The following is a 14,646-nucleotide window of genomic DNA, read 5'->3' on the forward strand; positions in this document are numbered from 1 at the left end:
CGTGGCCAGCGTGTTCGAGCCCATCGCCATCGTCGGCCGCGGGTGCGTCCTGCCGGGCGCGCTCCACCCCGCGGCCCTCTGGGACAACGTGCTCGCGGGCAGGGACCTCCTGTCCGCGGCCCCCGACGGCCGCTGGCGCCTGTCGCGCGAGCGCGCGCTCGCCTCCGGCCACGGCGACGGGCGCGGCGCGCGCGACGTGCGCGACGCGAAGGACCGCGCGTGGAGCGACCGCGGCGGCTACGTCGCCGGGTTCGACGAGCACTTCCGCCGCGTGCTCGCCCGGGACCCGTTCCCGCGGAGGAGCGGTCCGCCCGAGTCGCTGCTCGCGCTCGACCCGCTCTTCCAGTGGGTGCTCTACGCGGGCCGCGAGGCGCTGCGCGAGGCCGGCCACGAGGGCCGATCCGACCGCGCGGGCGCGGTGCTCGGGAACCTCTCGTTCCCCTCGTCGGCGATGTCGGCGTGGGCCGAGGCGACGTGGCTCGGCGAGCTCGCCGGCGTCGCGCGGCCCGATCCGCGCAACCGGTTCATGTCGGGGCTGCCCGCCCACCTGCTCGCCGACGCGCTCGGCCTCGGGGCCGGGGCGTTCGCGCTCGACGCCGCGTGCGCGTCGTCGCTCTACGCGATCGCGCTCGCCTGCGAGCGCCTGCAGGACCGCGAGGTCGACCGGATGCTCGCCGGCGCGGTGTGCCGGTCGGACGACCTCTTCATGCACATCGGGTTCTGCGCGCTGTCGGCCCTGAGCCGCACCGGGCGCAGCCGCCCGTTCTCGTCGGCGGCCGACGGCCTGGTCCCGGCCGAGGGCGCGGCGTTCGTGGTCCTCGAGCGCCTGGCCGACGCGGAGGCCGCGCGCAGGCCCATCCTCGGCGTGATCCGCGGGATCGGCCTGTCGAACGACGGCCGCGGCCGCGGCCTGCTCGCGCCGGCGGTCGAGGGCCAGCTGCGCGCGATGCGGGCCGCGTACGCCATGGCCGGCCTCGATCCCGGCGAGGTCTCGCTCCTCGAGTGCCACGCGACGGGCACGCCCCTCGGCGACGCGACCGAGATCGCGACCCTCACCGAGGTGTTCGGCCGCCGCGAGGTCCCGCTCGGCTCGCTCAAGTCGAACCTCGGCCACCTCGTCACGACGGCCGGCGCGGCCGGGCTCCTCAAGCTGCTCGGCGCCATGGCGGCGGGGATCCGCCCGCCCACGTTGCACGCCGATCCGCTGAGCGACGCGGTGGCCGCGAGCCCGTTCCGGGTGCTCCAGCGGGCCGAGCCCTGGGAGGGCCGGCGGCTCGCCGGCCTCTCGGCGTTCGGGTTCGGCGGGAACAACGCCCACCTGCTCGTGGAGGCGTACGAGCCCGCCGCGCCGAGGGGCCGCGCCGCGCTCGCCGCGCCGCCCGCCACGGCGGCGCGCCCCGCCCCGGCGGGCCACCTGGCCGTGGTGGCGATGGGCGTGTGCGTCGGCGAGCTCAGCGGCGTACGGGCGTTCGCCGAGCCGCTCCTCTCGGGCGGCGGCGCGGATCCCCGCCGCGCGACCGTGGCGCTGCCCGCGGATCGCCTCCGGTTCCCGCCGCGCGATCTGGAGCAGGCGCTCGCCCAGCAGACGCTGCTGCTCGAGGCGGCGATCGAGGCCACCGAGGGGCTCGCGCTGCCGCGCGATCGCACCGCCGTGCTCATCGGCATGGGCGCCGACACCGAGGTGTGCCGGTACATGGCGCGCTGGCGGCTCGCCGAGTCGGCGCCGGCGCGGCTCGGCCCGTCGGTCGACGTCGACGCGCTCAAGGACGCGATCATCGCGCCCCTCCGGGCGGCGGGCGTCGTCGGGAACATGCCCAACATCCCGGCGAACCGGCTGAACAGCCACCTCGACGTCGGCGGGCCGTCGTTCACGATCGCGGCCGAGGAGCTCTCCGGGCCCTGGGCGCTGCGGGTCGCGTCCCGCGCCCTGCGCGCGGGCGCCGTGGACGCGGCGATCGTCGGCGCCGTGGACGTCTCGTGCGAGCCCGCCCACGCGGCCGCGCTCGAGGCGCTCGGCGTCCACCTGCCTCCGGGCGACGCCGCGGTCGTGCTCGTGCTCGAGCGGCTCGACGACGCCGTCCGGGAGCGGCACCCGGTCCTGGCCGTGGTCGTGGACGAGCCGGCCGAGCCGGGGCTCGTGCTGTCGGCCACGGATCTCGCGCCGCGGTTCGGCCATGCGCACGCCGCCTCCGGCCTGCTGCACGTCGCCGCCGCGGTGCTCGCCTGCCGTCATGGCCGCAAGCCCGACGGAGCGCCGTGGTCCGACGACGTCCGCGTCGCCGAGGTCCGCTGCGCCGGCCTCGGCGGGGGCTCGCTGTCGGTCCGCATCGGGGCCGGCGGTCCGGCCGCGCCGCTCCCGCCGCCGCGACCTTCGGGGGGGCCGGCGCTCACGCTCCCCGCCCACCCGCCGGCGATCGTCATGCCCGGCGCGGCCCCCCGCTCATCCGCTGGAGACTCCATGGAACCTGCGCCGCCTCTGCCGTCCGCCCTCGACGACCTGCCGCCGCTGTACCCCGGGCCCACGGGGTTCTCTGCCGCCGACGCGGCCTCGCCGCCGTCCTGGGACGAGCCGCCGCCGATGGCGCCGGCGCTCGTCGAGGCCGCGGCGGCGGGCATCGCGGTCGAGCCGCTGCAGGTCGCGCCGGCGTTCGTCGAGGCCGCGGCGGCGGGCATCGAGGTCGAGCCGCTGCAGGTCGCGCCGGCGTTCGTCGAGACGGCGGCCGTGGACATCCCGGGCGACGTGATCGCCGGCGCCGCGGCGTTCACCGTGCAGATGGCGCAGATCCACAGGGCGTGGGCGGAGCAGCAAGCCCAGGTCCACCGCCGGTTCCTGCAGATGCGGCAGCGCGCGCTGGACGCGCTCGTCGAGGCGTCGTCGGGCGCGGCTGCGGCGGTGCACGCTGCGCCCTCGGCGCAGGTCGTCCCCGTCGCGCCGGTCCGCGCCGAGTCGCCGCGGCCGGTCGAGGCGCCGCGCCTGATCCGCGCCGAGCCGCCGCGCCCCGCCGAGCCGCCGCGCCCCGCCGAGCCGCCGCGCCCGCCCCGCGCCGAGTCGCCGCGCCCCGTCGAGCCGCCGCGGTCGATCGAGCCGCCGCGCCCCGCCGCGGCGCCGCCGCCTCCGCCGCGCCCCGCCGCCGCGGCGCCGCCGCCTCCGCCGCGCCCCGCCGCCGCCGCGCCGCCGCCTCCACCGCGCCCCGCCGCCGCGCCGGACCTCCCCGCGGCGGCTGCCCTCGCGCTGCGCGGCCCCCGGTTCAGCCGCGAGCAGCTCGAGCACCTCGCCTCGGGCCGGATCTCCGACGTCTTCGGCCCGCTCTTCGCCCGGCAGGACGGCTACCGCCGTCAGGTGCGCATGCCCATGCCGCCGCTGCTGCTCGCCGACCGGGTCACCGGGATCGACGCCGAGCCCGGCTCGATGAAGCTCGGCACGATGTGGACCGAGACCGACGTGCGGTGGGACTCCTGGTACCTGCACGACGGCGCGATGCCGGCCGGCATCATGATCGAGAGCGGCCAGGCCGACCTCTTGCTCATCAGCTGGCTCGGCGCGGACTTCGAGAACAAGGGCGAGCGCGTCTACCGGCTGCTCGGCTGCGAGCTCACCTTCTACGGCGGGCTGCCGCGCCCGGGCGACACGCTCGTCTACGACATCCACGTCGACGGGCACGCGAAGCACGGCGACGTCCGCCTGTTCTTCTTCCACTACGACTGCCGCATCGGCGGCGAGCTGCGCCTGAAGACGCGCAAGGGCCAGGCCGGCTTCTTCACCGACGAGGAGCTCGCGAGCTCCGGCGGCGTCCTCTGGGACGCGGAGACCGCCGAGCACGCGGCGACCGCCCGCCTCGATCCGCCGCGCATCGCCTGCCAGAAATCCGCCTTCGATCGGGCCGACCTCCTCGCGTTCGCGGCCGGCGACGGCGCGGCGGCGTTCGGCCCCGGCTTCGAGCGCCTGAGCACCCACGTCCGGACGCCGCGGATCAGCGCGCCGCCCATGCTGTTCTTCGATCGCGTCGACGTGTTCGACCCGGCGGGCGGCCCGTGGAAGCGCGGTTATCTCAGGGCCACGATGCCGATCACGAAGGACGGCTGGTTCTTCGAGGGCCACTTCAAGGACGACCCGTGCATGCCGGGCACGCTCATGTTCGAGGGCTGCTTCCAGGCGCTCGCGTTCTACATGGCGGCCATGGGCTTCACGGTGGACGCGGACGGCTTCCGCTTCGAGCCCGTGCCCGAGATCCCCTACCTGCTCCGCTGCCGCGGCCAGGTGGTCCCGCAGAGCCGGCTGCTCACGTACGAGGTCTTCGTCGAGGAGGTCCACGACGGCCCCCAGCCGACCGTGTTCGCCGACTTCCTGTGCACGGTCGACGGCCTCAAGGCGTTCCACGCCCGCCGCGTCGGCCTGCGCCTCCGCCCGGACTGGCCGCTCTCGAGCTTCCCCGAGCTGCTCGACGGCCACGTCGAGCCGAAGCCGGTCGCGCGGGTCCCCGGGGCCGAGCTCGGCGCGCCGCCCCCAGGCGGCGCCGACGCGGACGCCGGCGGCTTCCCGTTCGACTACAAGAGCCTGCTCTCGTGCGCCTGGGGCAGGCCGTCGGACGCGTTCGGCCCGCTCTACCGCAGGTTCGACGAGGGCCGGCACGTCGCGCGGCTCCCGGGGCCGCCGTACCACTTCATGAGCCGGGTCCTCTCGGTCTCGAGCCCCATGGCGGCGATGAAGGCCGGCGCGAAGGTCGAGGTGGAGTACGACGTCCCCGAGGACGCCTGGTACTTCGACGAGAACGCGAGCCTCACCATGCCGTTCGCGGTGGTGCTCGAGGCCGCGCTCCAGACGTGCGGCTGGCTCGCGAGCTACGCCGGCTGCGCGCTCTCGAGCGAGGGCGCGCTGTACTTCCGCAACCTCGACGGCAAGGGCACGCTGCGCGCCGAGGTCCTGCCGGACGCGGGCGCGCTGCGCACGACGTCGCAGCTCACGAACATCTCGCGATCGGGCGGCATGATCATCCTGTCGTTCCGGGTCGAGTGCAGCGTCGGCGCCACGCGGGTGTACGACCTCGAGACGGTGTTCGGCTTCTTCCCGAAGGCCGCGCTCGCGACGCAGATCGGCATCCCGCCGAAGCCCGAGGAGGTCGCCGCGCTGGAGGCGCCGTCCGATGTCGAGGTCGATCTCCGCGCGCGCCCCGAGCGGTACTGCGGGGGCAAGCTCGGGCTCGCGCGGCCGTCGCTGCTGATGATCGACCGGATCGACGGCCTGTGGCAGGGCGGCGGCCGGAAGGGGCTCGGCCGGCTGCGCGCGCGGCGGGACGTCCAGCCGTCGGAGTGGTTCTTCAAGGCCCATTTCCTGGGCGATCCGGTGCAGCCCGGCTCGCTCGGCATCGAGGCGATGCTGCAGACGATCCAGTTCTGGATGCTGCACCACGACCTCCACGCGGGCCTCCGCGACCCGCGGTTCGAGCCGGTGATGACGGGGCACGAGCACGCCTGGCGCTACCGCGGCCAGGTGCTGCCGAGCAGCCGGCGGGTGACGGTCGAGACCGACATCCTCGAGGTCGGCCGCGACGATCGCGGGCCCTACGTCGTCGCCGAGTCCTACCTCTGGGTGGACGGCCTCCGCATCTACGGCGCCACGCTCGGCGTGCGCATCGTCGACGGCGCTCCGCCGCCCCGCCCGCGACGCGACGTCGGCTTCGACCCGCGCGGCGACGCGCGCCACCTCGCCTCGCTCCCGGGCGCCGTGCTCCGGAGCCAGGGGCCTGGCCCGAAGGAGCCGACCGCGGGGCGCGCCGCGCCGCCGGAGGGCGAGGTCCGGGGCCCGCGAGCGCTCGCGGGGCGCGCCGCGCCGCCGGAGGCCGAGGGCGCCGAGGAGGTGCTGGATCCGGCCGGCTGGGTGGCGGACCACTGCCCCACCTGGACGGTCCCGGCGCTCCCGGGGATGAGCATGGTCGACCGGCTGGCCGGCGCCGCCTTGCTGGCGCGCCCGGGGAGCGTGGTCGTCGCCGTGGAGGACGTGGTGGTGCTGCGCTGGCTGCCCGTGCCGGGGCCGGTGCGCATCAAGGCCGAGGCCACCGGGACCGGCGATGTCCTCGACGTGCGGCTCCTCGCGTGGCGCGAGGCCTCGAACCCGGCGCTCTCGCGGTTCGAGCCCGTGTGCACCGGCCGCGTGCGGGTGGCCGGCGCGTACCCGCCCGCCCCCGCGCCGGAGCCGGCGCTCGACGCGCCCGAGGCCGACGACCCCTACGCGGCGGGCACGCTGTTCCACGGCCCCGCGTTCCAGTACCTGACCTCGCTCCGGCTCGGCGCGCGCGGCTCCTCGGCGGTGCTCGATCCCGGCAAGGGCTCGGTGCCTCCCGGGGCGCTGCACCAGGGCATGCTCGACGCGCTGACCCACACCATCCCGCACGACCGGCTGTTCCTGTGGGATCCGGCGAGCCCGCCCGCGCACATCGCGTTCCCGTCGCGCATCCCGTCGCTGCGCCTGTACGGGCCGATCCCCGAGGCGCCGGTGCGCGTCGAGGTGCGCTACGAGGGCCGCGAGGATCGCTTCGTCTCGTTCCGGGTGCAGGCCATCGCGGGCGCCGGCGCCGGGGCGGAGGCCGCCGGCGAGCGCGTCTGGCTGGAGCTCCGCCTCGTCGAGGTGCTGCTCCCGCAGGGGTCGGTGGGCGGCGCGCCGCCCGGGATCCGCCGGGCGTTCCTGCGCGACCGCGCCCCGGTCGACCTCGGCGTCTCGCGCCTCGACGCGGCGTCGGGCGAGGCGCGGTGCAGCCCGGCCGACGTGCGCACGATGGACTGGATGCCGGGCACGGTGGCGCACCTGTACGCCGCGTCGGGCGATCTCGTCGAGGCGGTGGCCGTGAAGGATCACGTCGCGCGGCGCGCCGGCGTGCACCCGTCGACGGTCTCGCTCGCCGGGGTCTCCTCGGCGCAGCCGCTGACGCGCTGGCCGTTCGCGGTGGCGCGCGAGGGCTCCGAGGTCGTGGTCCGCGACGCGGGCCCGCCCGTGATCGACATCGCGCCGGTGCGCCGCTACTGGGGCGCGGCCATGGGCCTCGGCCGGTGGCCCGCGGAGGACCTGTATTTCGGCCTCATCGAGCGGTTCATCCGCCGGGTGCACGTCGCCGATCCCGCCGCGTTCCGCGCGGTGAAGGGCCGGAGCCTGCTCTACCTCGGCAACCACCAGGTCGGCGTCGAGTCGCTCTTGTTCGGCATCGCCGTCTCCGGGCTCACGGAGGTCTCCACGGTCACGCTGGCCAAGGCGGAGCACCGGACCACGTGGCTCGGCACGATGCTCGCGCACTGCTTCGCGTACCCGGGCGCGCGCGATCCGAAGGTGATCACGTACTTCGATCGCGAGGACAAGGCGTCGCTCGGGGGCATCATCGCGGAGCTCGGGGCGGAGATGCAGGGCTCGGGCAAGGGGGTGATGGTGCACGTCGAGGGCACGAGGTCGCTCGAGTGCCGCACGCCGGTGCGCAAGATGAGCGGCTCGTTCATCGACATGGCGCTCGCGGTGGGCGTCCCGGTGGTGCCGGTGCGCTTCGCCGGCGCGCTGCCGCCGGAGCCGCTCGAGAAGCGGCTCGAGTTCCCGCTGGGCATGGGCGTGCAGGACATCTGGATCGGCCGCCCGCTGCTGCCCGAGGAGCTCGCGGGGCTGACCTACAAGGAGCGCAAGGACCTCGTGATCGCCGGGATCAACGGGCTCGGCCCGAGCAACGAGGTCGAGCAGCCGTTCCCGGGCGATCCTGCGTTCGCGGCGTCGGTGGACGCGTGGGTGGCGGAGGCGGGCGTCGGGCACGAGGACGCGACGGTCTTCCGGGTGCTGGAGGCGTGCGCCGACCCGACGCCCGAGACGGCCGCGATCGTGGAGGCCGCGCGCACGGGGCGGCTCGCGCCGCCCGACCCGCGGCGGGCCGACTGGCTGCGGAAGCTGGCGGCGCGGCTCCTGGGGAGGCGGCTCATGGGGTGAGCCGGGCGGGGGCGACGTCCCTCAGGGCCTGATCGCACGGCCCGGAGAGAGCTCGCGATGAGGGATAAGTGTAGAAAATTGTTGGGCTTTAGTTCGGCTTCCGCCTTCGTCGTCGCCCCTGACCGCCGCCTCCTTCACCACCGGATCGCCGTCGGCTCCGCGACCCAGTTCAGGCTCCCCCCGTCGTAGGGCGGCGGCGGTCGCGTCAGCGCGTACGTCAGCGCCGCGCCGCCCGCCAGCACGGCCGCCGCGCCCGTCCAGAACCACCACGTCTTCAGCACCGATTGCCGCACCGGGACCAGCTTGGCCGTCAGATCCGCCCGCTGCCCCGCGTGCAGATCGAGCGTCGCCGCGTACGTCTCGAACCCGTCGCGCACCACCTCGATCCGGTACTTCCCCGGCGGCCGCTCGATGTCGATGGGCGCGAGCCCGGCCTCGCGGCCGTCCACGCGGACGAGCGCCTGCGCCGGCTCGGCGCGCACCGCGACCCGCGCAGGGAGCAGGTCCAACCGGAGGTCGAGCGTGGCCTGCTCCCCGGGCCGGTAGGTCTTCTGGACGAACGCATCCTGGCGCCCCGGCCGCGCCGCCCGGAAGAGGTGGACGCCGGGATCGAGCTCCACCGTGAAGGCCTTCTCCGCCGGCGCCTCCGCGCGCCCGGCCGGCGCCGGGAGCGCGACGAAGACCCGGGTCCCGTCGCCGTCGTCCAGGCGGAGGGGGCGCCCGTCCACGGTCAGCGGCGTCCCCGCGGGATCCAGCGTCACCGCCACGCGGACGACGAGCTGGTCCAGCTCGGCGACGAACGCCCTGGCGTCGTCGATCTGCGCGGGTGCGAGGCCGTCCGCGCTCGCGAGCACGCGGCGGAAGGTGCGGCGCGCCGCGACGTAGCGGCCCAGCGCGCGCTCGCAGAAGCCGATGTTGTACTGGACGATCGGCGCGTCCCGCGCCGCCGCCGCCTCCTCGAAGGCGGCGAGCGCCTCGCCCCACTGCGCGTCCTTCGAGCGCTGCACGCCGAGCAGGAACGCCGCCCTGCCGCGCGCGGTGCGCTCGTCGGCCGCCGGCGCCTCCGCCGGAGCCGCGGGCCCGCTCGGCTCCTCGGCGCTCGCGCGCCCCTCGGCCGAAAGCGCCAATCCCGCCACGACAAGGCCACCCAGGAGCCACCGCGTCCGCAGGGCGCCTCTCCTCGCCGACGGCCCCGTCATTCGGTCCCGCCGCAGGCTGACAAGCAGTGCGCGAGCGCGCAGCCGAGGCGAGCGTTGTGCGTCTCCACCGCGGTCGGGAACGCCTCCTCGCACGCCGTGAGGCAGGCCTGGTCCCCGGTTTCGCACTGGACCTGGCAGCTCTCCAGCAGCGCGCACTGGAGATCGTGATGGCAAGCCGCCATCTCGTCGGCGCAGCGCAGGATCTGGCACTCGACACAAGGGTGCAGCGGCTCCTCGCCGCAGGCGTCGTCGTCGAAGCAGAAGTGTTCCATGCAGGCGACCCGGTGACCGTAGCGCTCGTAGCCGGCGGCGTGATCCTGGTAGCACTGGCCCTCACAGGGCGGGTAGTCCGCGCCGCCTGGACAGGCCTTGATGCACGCGACGAGATCCTGGCAGTCCTGGTCGTCTCTGCACGCCTGGTAGGTCTCGCAGCAGCGCTCGTCTTCGCACTTGTAACACTCGTTCTCTTCCATCGACGGCGGGCACGTCTGGTTGAAGTCCGGGTCGGTCGCGGCGGGGACCTGACCGCAGCCGGCGCACCGCGCGCCCGGACCCGAGGCGCGGCAGTCCATGAAGGCCTGCTGCGCGCTCTGGCCAGCGGAGCCGGAGACGGGCGGACATGCCCTCTCGCACGCGACGTCCGCATCCCCGCTCGGGCCGAGCGGGCACGCGTCGAGGCAGTCGAGGTAGGCGGCGCAGCCCGGGTCGGCCGCGCAGGCGTTCACCTGGGACACGCACGCTGTCTCCACGACGCACGCGCCGCACGCGCTCGTCCGGTAGGTGACCTCGCCTCCGCCGGCGCCGGCGCCTCCGCCGGTCCCCGATGCCGTGCTCGACGCCGTCCCCGAGCTCGCGGGCAGGGGACCCCCGTCACACGCCGGGGAGAGCGCCGCCGCGAGCGACACAGAGAGCACGGCGAGCACGGGCCGGGTTACCCACGACATACAATCTCCTCGCGAGCGGTAGCAGCGTTTGGCGTTCGTCGGTCGGCGAGAGCGGCAATCGATCTTCGTGCTTCGGACTTGGATCTTCCTTCGATCGTGCTTGGCTCCGCCTTCCCTGGATGATAACAGTGATGCTACCCCTGGCGCCGGTCGAACGGCAACGAGAAAGGCGGAACGTGGTGGAACCGAGGCGCGCGCTCTCGAGCCTCGCCGTGCTCAGCATGGCTGTGCACTCGGGCTCCTGCGGCGGGCGAGAGCGACCGCAGCTCCTCGTCGTCGTGGACACCGACGCCCCGGTCGCCGCGCAGCTCCTCGCCGATCCGTCGATCTCTCCGGAGGCGGTCGTCGATACGGTGCGTATCGACAGGTTCGACGACGCGTGGCGCCCGAGCTGCATCGACGACGTCGACTGTACGGCCAACTTCGTGTTGCCGGATCCTTCCTCCTGGCCGTTCTCCTTCGGGGTGGCCACGCCCGAGGCGGGCGGCGCCGTGCTCCGCCTGCGCGTCCGGGCGTTCCGCGGCGCCGTCGCGACGAGAGGCAAGGACGCTGTCGAGGGCAGGGCGTTTTCGACCATCGATCCTCCGCCCGAGGCCGCGATCGATCGGCTGCTCGAGGTCGCGCTCCCCTCGTCCGGCGTGGAGACGGTCGAGCTCTTGCTCTCGGCCGACTGCCTCGGCGTGCCCGTGTCGCTGCGCGATCCGCCGCGCACGTGCCTCGACGGCCCCCGGCGCGCGGCCGCCCCCGCCGAGGGAGTCCTCGTCGGTCCGGAGACGGGGGCGCCCGCGACGCGGGCCGGCACGTGGCCCCGCGCGCGCGAGGTGCCCTGCGGGGCCGCGCCGCCGCCGGGCGCCGACGCCGTCTGCATCCCGGGCGGGCTCAGCTTCCTCGGCCAGGCCGAGCTCGCCGCCATCGACGAGCAGAGCGACGCCGCCGCCGCGCCCCCGCGGCCGGTCTACGTGAGCCCCTTCTTCATGGATCGAACGGAGTTCACGGTCGGCCGCTTCCGCGATCTGCTGAACGAGGGCCTCCTCGGCGCGGCGGGCGAGCTCCCCAGCGGGCCCGATCCGGACAGGGACGCGCTCGCGGGCTGCCGCTGGCTCGGCGCCGCGGACGGCGCGAACGACGATCACCCCCTCAACTGCCTCTCGTGGAAGCTGGCGCGCGAGGCGTGCAGGGCGAGCGGCGGCGATCTGCCGACCGAGGCGCAGTGGGAGCACGCGGCGCGAGGTCGAGGCCAGGGGCGCGTCTATCCCTGGGGCGACGCGTCGCCCGCGTGCTGCACGGCGAGCGCTGGGCGCGGGACGCTGTGCCCCGGCGGGACGGGGCCGGAGGAGGTCGGCGCCCATCCGCCGTCGGCGGCGTGCGGCGGCCTCGGCGACGCGTCCAGGGATGGCGTCCTCGATCTCGGCGGGAACCTGAGCGAGCTGTGCGCCGACAGGCTGGTTCCTTACGGAGAGGGCTGCTGGGGCGCTCCCGGGATCTTCGTCGATCCCCGGTGCGACGACGACACCACCCGATCGCGCGCCGCCCGCGGGGGAGACTGGGCCAGCGGCCCCGCGAACACCCGCGCTGCGTTCCGGAGGGGCGATGTGCTGGACGCGCTGCACGGCTTCCGGTGCGTTTACGCGGGAGGGGCGCCGTGACGGCCCGGCGCTCCCTGGGGGCGCTCGCGGCCGCGGGGCTCCTGCTCTCCGGGTGCGGAGCCGAGCCTCGCCAGTGGCTCGTCAGCGTCTCGACGGACGCGCCGGTGCCCCGGTTCGGCGATCACCTGCTGCTCGAGGTGATGGGCACCGACGCGAGCTGCACCGGGTGCATGCGGCTCATCGGGGTGGACGGGCCGGACAGCCTCCCGGTCAGCTTCGGCGTGGTCCCGCGGGGCGAAGGCGCCGCCGTGCGGGTCCGCGCGCGGCTCTACCGGGCCGAGCAGGCGGGCCCGGACGGCCTGCCCGACGCCGCCGCGCTGATCGATGCGGTCGCCGTGCTTCCGCCGCTGCTCGAGGGCGAGACGCGCGTGGCCCTCGACCTGTCCATGCGCTGCTTCGGCGTCCCGAGCGCCCCCGGGGAGGGCGCGACCTGCGACCCGGAGACGGGCGCGCTCGCGCCGGAGCCGGTGCTCCCGCTGCTCTCCGACGTCGAGCCCCAGCCCCGGCCCGGCTCCTGGCCGGGCGCGGCCCCGGTGCCCTGCGCGGGGCCGGCGCCCGCCGGCATGGTCTGCGTGCCCGGGGGGGTCTTCCTGCTCGGCGCGCCCCGGCCGGGCTTCGCCGTCGACTTCGACGAGCTGAGCCAGCCCGAGCACCTCGTGCGGCTCGGCGCCTTCGCCATCGACGTGGACGAGGTGACCGTGGGCGCGGTGCGGGAGCTCGCGGCGACAGGGCAGCTCCGGTCCGAGCCCGGCGTCCGGGACCTCGACGCGCCGGGGTCCGGCCGGGGCGCGTGCACGTATCTCGGCGCCGACGACCGCGACAGCGACGCCTTGCCGGTCAACTGCGTCACGCACGCGCAGGCGGAGGAGGTCTGTTCCGCGCTGGGGAAGCGGCTCCCGACCGAGGCCGAATGGGAGTTTGCGGCCGGCAACCTCGCCGACGAGACCGCCTATCCGTGGGGCAACGCCGGCGATCTCTGCGCGACGGCGCTGCTCGGCAGGGGCCGGCACCCCGTGGAAGCCGACGCGGGCGTGTTCGAGAACGCCGGCTGTCGCCCGCTCGGCGGGACGATGCTCTGGGGGCCTGTCGCCGGAGGCGCGCCGGGCGACGTGACCGCCCTCGGCGTCCGGAACCTCGCGGGCAGCATGTCCGAGTGGGTGGCCGACACCTTCGCTCCCTACACGGCGCCGTGCTGGCAGCCGGGCGGAGCGCTCCTCGTCGATCCGGTGTGCCGCGCGCCGGCCCCCGGCGCGGCGCAGGCCTTCTCCTATCGCGGGAGCTCCTGGGCGGGATACAAGCTCTCGGCGCAGGCGACCGCGCGCAGCCATGACGGGCCGTCGACGTTCAATCAGGCCACCGGCTTCCGGTGCGCGCAATCCATGTGACCGATGTGACCGATGTGACCGATGTGACCGATGTGACCGATGTGACCGATGTGACCGCGCCGCCGAGGATTGGGTCCGGCCGGGAACCACGGTACGCTGCGCTCGTGTCGGACGATCTCCAGGGCTCCTTCCCGGCCGGCAAGGTCGTCGCCGGGCGCTTCCGGATCGAGCGCCTCATCGGCCGCGGGGGGATGGGCGAGGTGTACGCGGCCAAGAACCTCGGCACCGGGCGCGACGTGGCGCTCAAGGTGGTCCGCGGCGTCGCCGACGCCGCGCAGACTCGGCGCTTCCTCCGCGAGGCCAAGGCGGCGACCGCGATCCAGCACCCGAACGTGATCGAGGTGCTCGACGTCTTCGAGGGCGACGATCACACGCCCGTGATGGTCATGGAGCTGCTCCGCGGCGAGCCGCTCTCCGGGCTGCGCAGGCAGAGGGGCGCCCTGCACCTCCACGAGGCGGCGCGGCTCCTCTCGCCGGTCGCCGCCGCGCTCCGCGCCGCGCACGACAAGGGGATCGTGCACCGCGATCTCAAGCCGGACAACATCTTCCTCTCCGAGCCCCCGGCCGGCGGGTGCGTGCCCAAGGTGCTCGACTTCGGGATCGCCAAGGTGCTCGACCCGACCTCCATCAGCTCGGAGACCCAGGGAGCCAACACGAGCACTGGCTCGATCCTCGGGACGCCGCACTACATGTCCTTCGAACAGGCGATGAGCGAGAAGGACATCGATCATCGGGCGGACATCTGGGCCATGGGCGTCATCCTCTTCGAGGCGCTCACCGGCCGGAGGCCGCTCGAGTTCGAGACCCTCGGCGAGATGTACACGGCGTTCCTGCAGCGCGACGTGCCGTCGATCCGCTCGGCCGTCCCCGACCTGCCCGCGGACGTCGCCGACGTGCTCGATCGCTGCCTGCAGAAGCGGCGCGAGGATCGGCTCGACGATCTCGGGCCCCTCATCGAGGTCCTCGGCCGCCACGCCGACCCGGCGTCGCCGGGCGCGCTCGCGGGCGGCAAGGTGGTCGACGCGCTCGCGCCGCTGATCGCGCCCCCGCGCTCCGCCGCGCCCGCCGCCGTCACGGATCGAGGCGGCCCCGCGAGGTCGCTGAAGCGGGCGTGCGCAGGCGCCGCGCTCCTCGCGGCGATCGGCGTCGCGGCGTTCGCGGCGCTCCGTCGCCCTCCGGCGGACGCGCCCGCCCCATTGGTCTCCACGTCGGCCGCAGCGGAGGGCGCGCCCGCCCCTTTGGTCTCCTCGACGGCCGCAGCGGAGGGCGCGCGCGCGTCCGGCCCGGCGCCCCTTCCGTCCTCCGCGCCGAGCGCGGCGGCCCCGGCCGCCCTCGCCCGAGACGATCGCGCGGCGGAGGCCGCCGCGGCGTCCGCCGTGCCTCCTGCGCGGCGGCCTCCGCCCAAGGCGCCCTCCGGTACGGCGACGGCGAAGGCGCCGGCGCCCTCGGCGACGCCGCCTGTGACGCCCCCGGCGCCGAGCCAGCCGGCGAGGGGGATCGTCGACCAACTCCCGTACTGAT

The 14,646-nt window shown here is 75.5% G+C and carries 6 protein-coding genes; 4 read left to right on the forward strand and 2 right to left on the reverse strand.

The features are described from left to right. Nucleotide 1: 1 nt before the first annotated feature. A complete protein-coding gene (locus NQZ70_RS06145; protein ID WP_237245081.1) occupies nt 2-7,951 on the forward strand; it encodes a beta-ketoacyl synthase N-terminal-like domain-containing protein in 7,950 nt (2,649 codons plus the stop codon). 134 nt (nt 7,952-8,085) lie between these two features. Here NQZ70_RS06145 and NQZ70_RS06150 read toward each other — a convergent pair whose 3' ends face one another. Together NQZ70_RS06150 and NQZ70_RS06155 are read right to left on the reverse strand one after the other, a co-directional pair. Next, entirely contained in the window at nt 8,086-9,087 is a 1,002-nt protein-coding gene (locus tag NQZ70_RS06150; protein WP_237245082.1) for a PEGA domain-containing protein, read from the reverse strand. Nucleotides 9,088-9,146: 59 nt separating this feature from the next. Next, nucleotides 9,147-10,094: a hypothetical protein gene (locus NQZ70_RS06155; RefSeq protein ID WP_237245083.1), complete on the reverse strand. Its 948-nt coding sequence runs from the start codon at nt 10,092-10,094 to the stop codon at nt 9,147-9,149. A gap of 179 nt (nt 10,095-10,273) precedes the next feature. On the opposite strand from NQZ70_RS06155, the gene NQZ70_RS06160 reads away from it, so the two are divergent. From NQZ70_RS06160 to NQZ70_RS06170, 3 genes are all read left to right on the forward strand, one after another. Continuing rightward, complete coding sequence (locus NQZ70_RS06160) at nt 10,274-11,740, forward strand: SUMF1/EgtB/PvdO family nonheme iron enzyme (protein WP_129573385.1); 1,467 nt, start codon at nt 10,274-10,276, stop codon at nt 11,738-11,740. Next, nucleotides 11,737-13,125 (forward strand): SUMF1/EgtB/PvdO family nonheme iron enzyme, encoded by a 1,389-nt coding sequence (locus tag NQZ70_RS06165; protein WP_129573386.1) that lies wholly within the window; start codon nt 11,737-11,739, stop codon nt 13,123-13,125. Before NQZ70_RS06160 ends, NQZ70_RS06165 begins: the two co-directional genes overlap by 4 nt. 104 nt (nt 13,126-13,229) lie before the next feature. Then, on the forward strand, nt 13,230-14,645 hold the full coding sequence (locus NQZ70_RS06170) for a serine/threonine-protein kinase (protein ID WP_129573387.1): 1,416 nt from the start codon (nt 13,230-13,232) through the stop codon (nt 14,643-14,645). Nucleotide 14,646 lies beyond the last annotated feature (1 nt).

The organism is Sorangium sp. So ce836, from assembly GCF_028553905.1.
Taxonomy (GTDB): Bacteria; Myxococcota_A; Polyangia; order Polyangiales; family Polyangiaceae; genus Sorangium; species Sorangium cellulosum_D.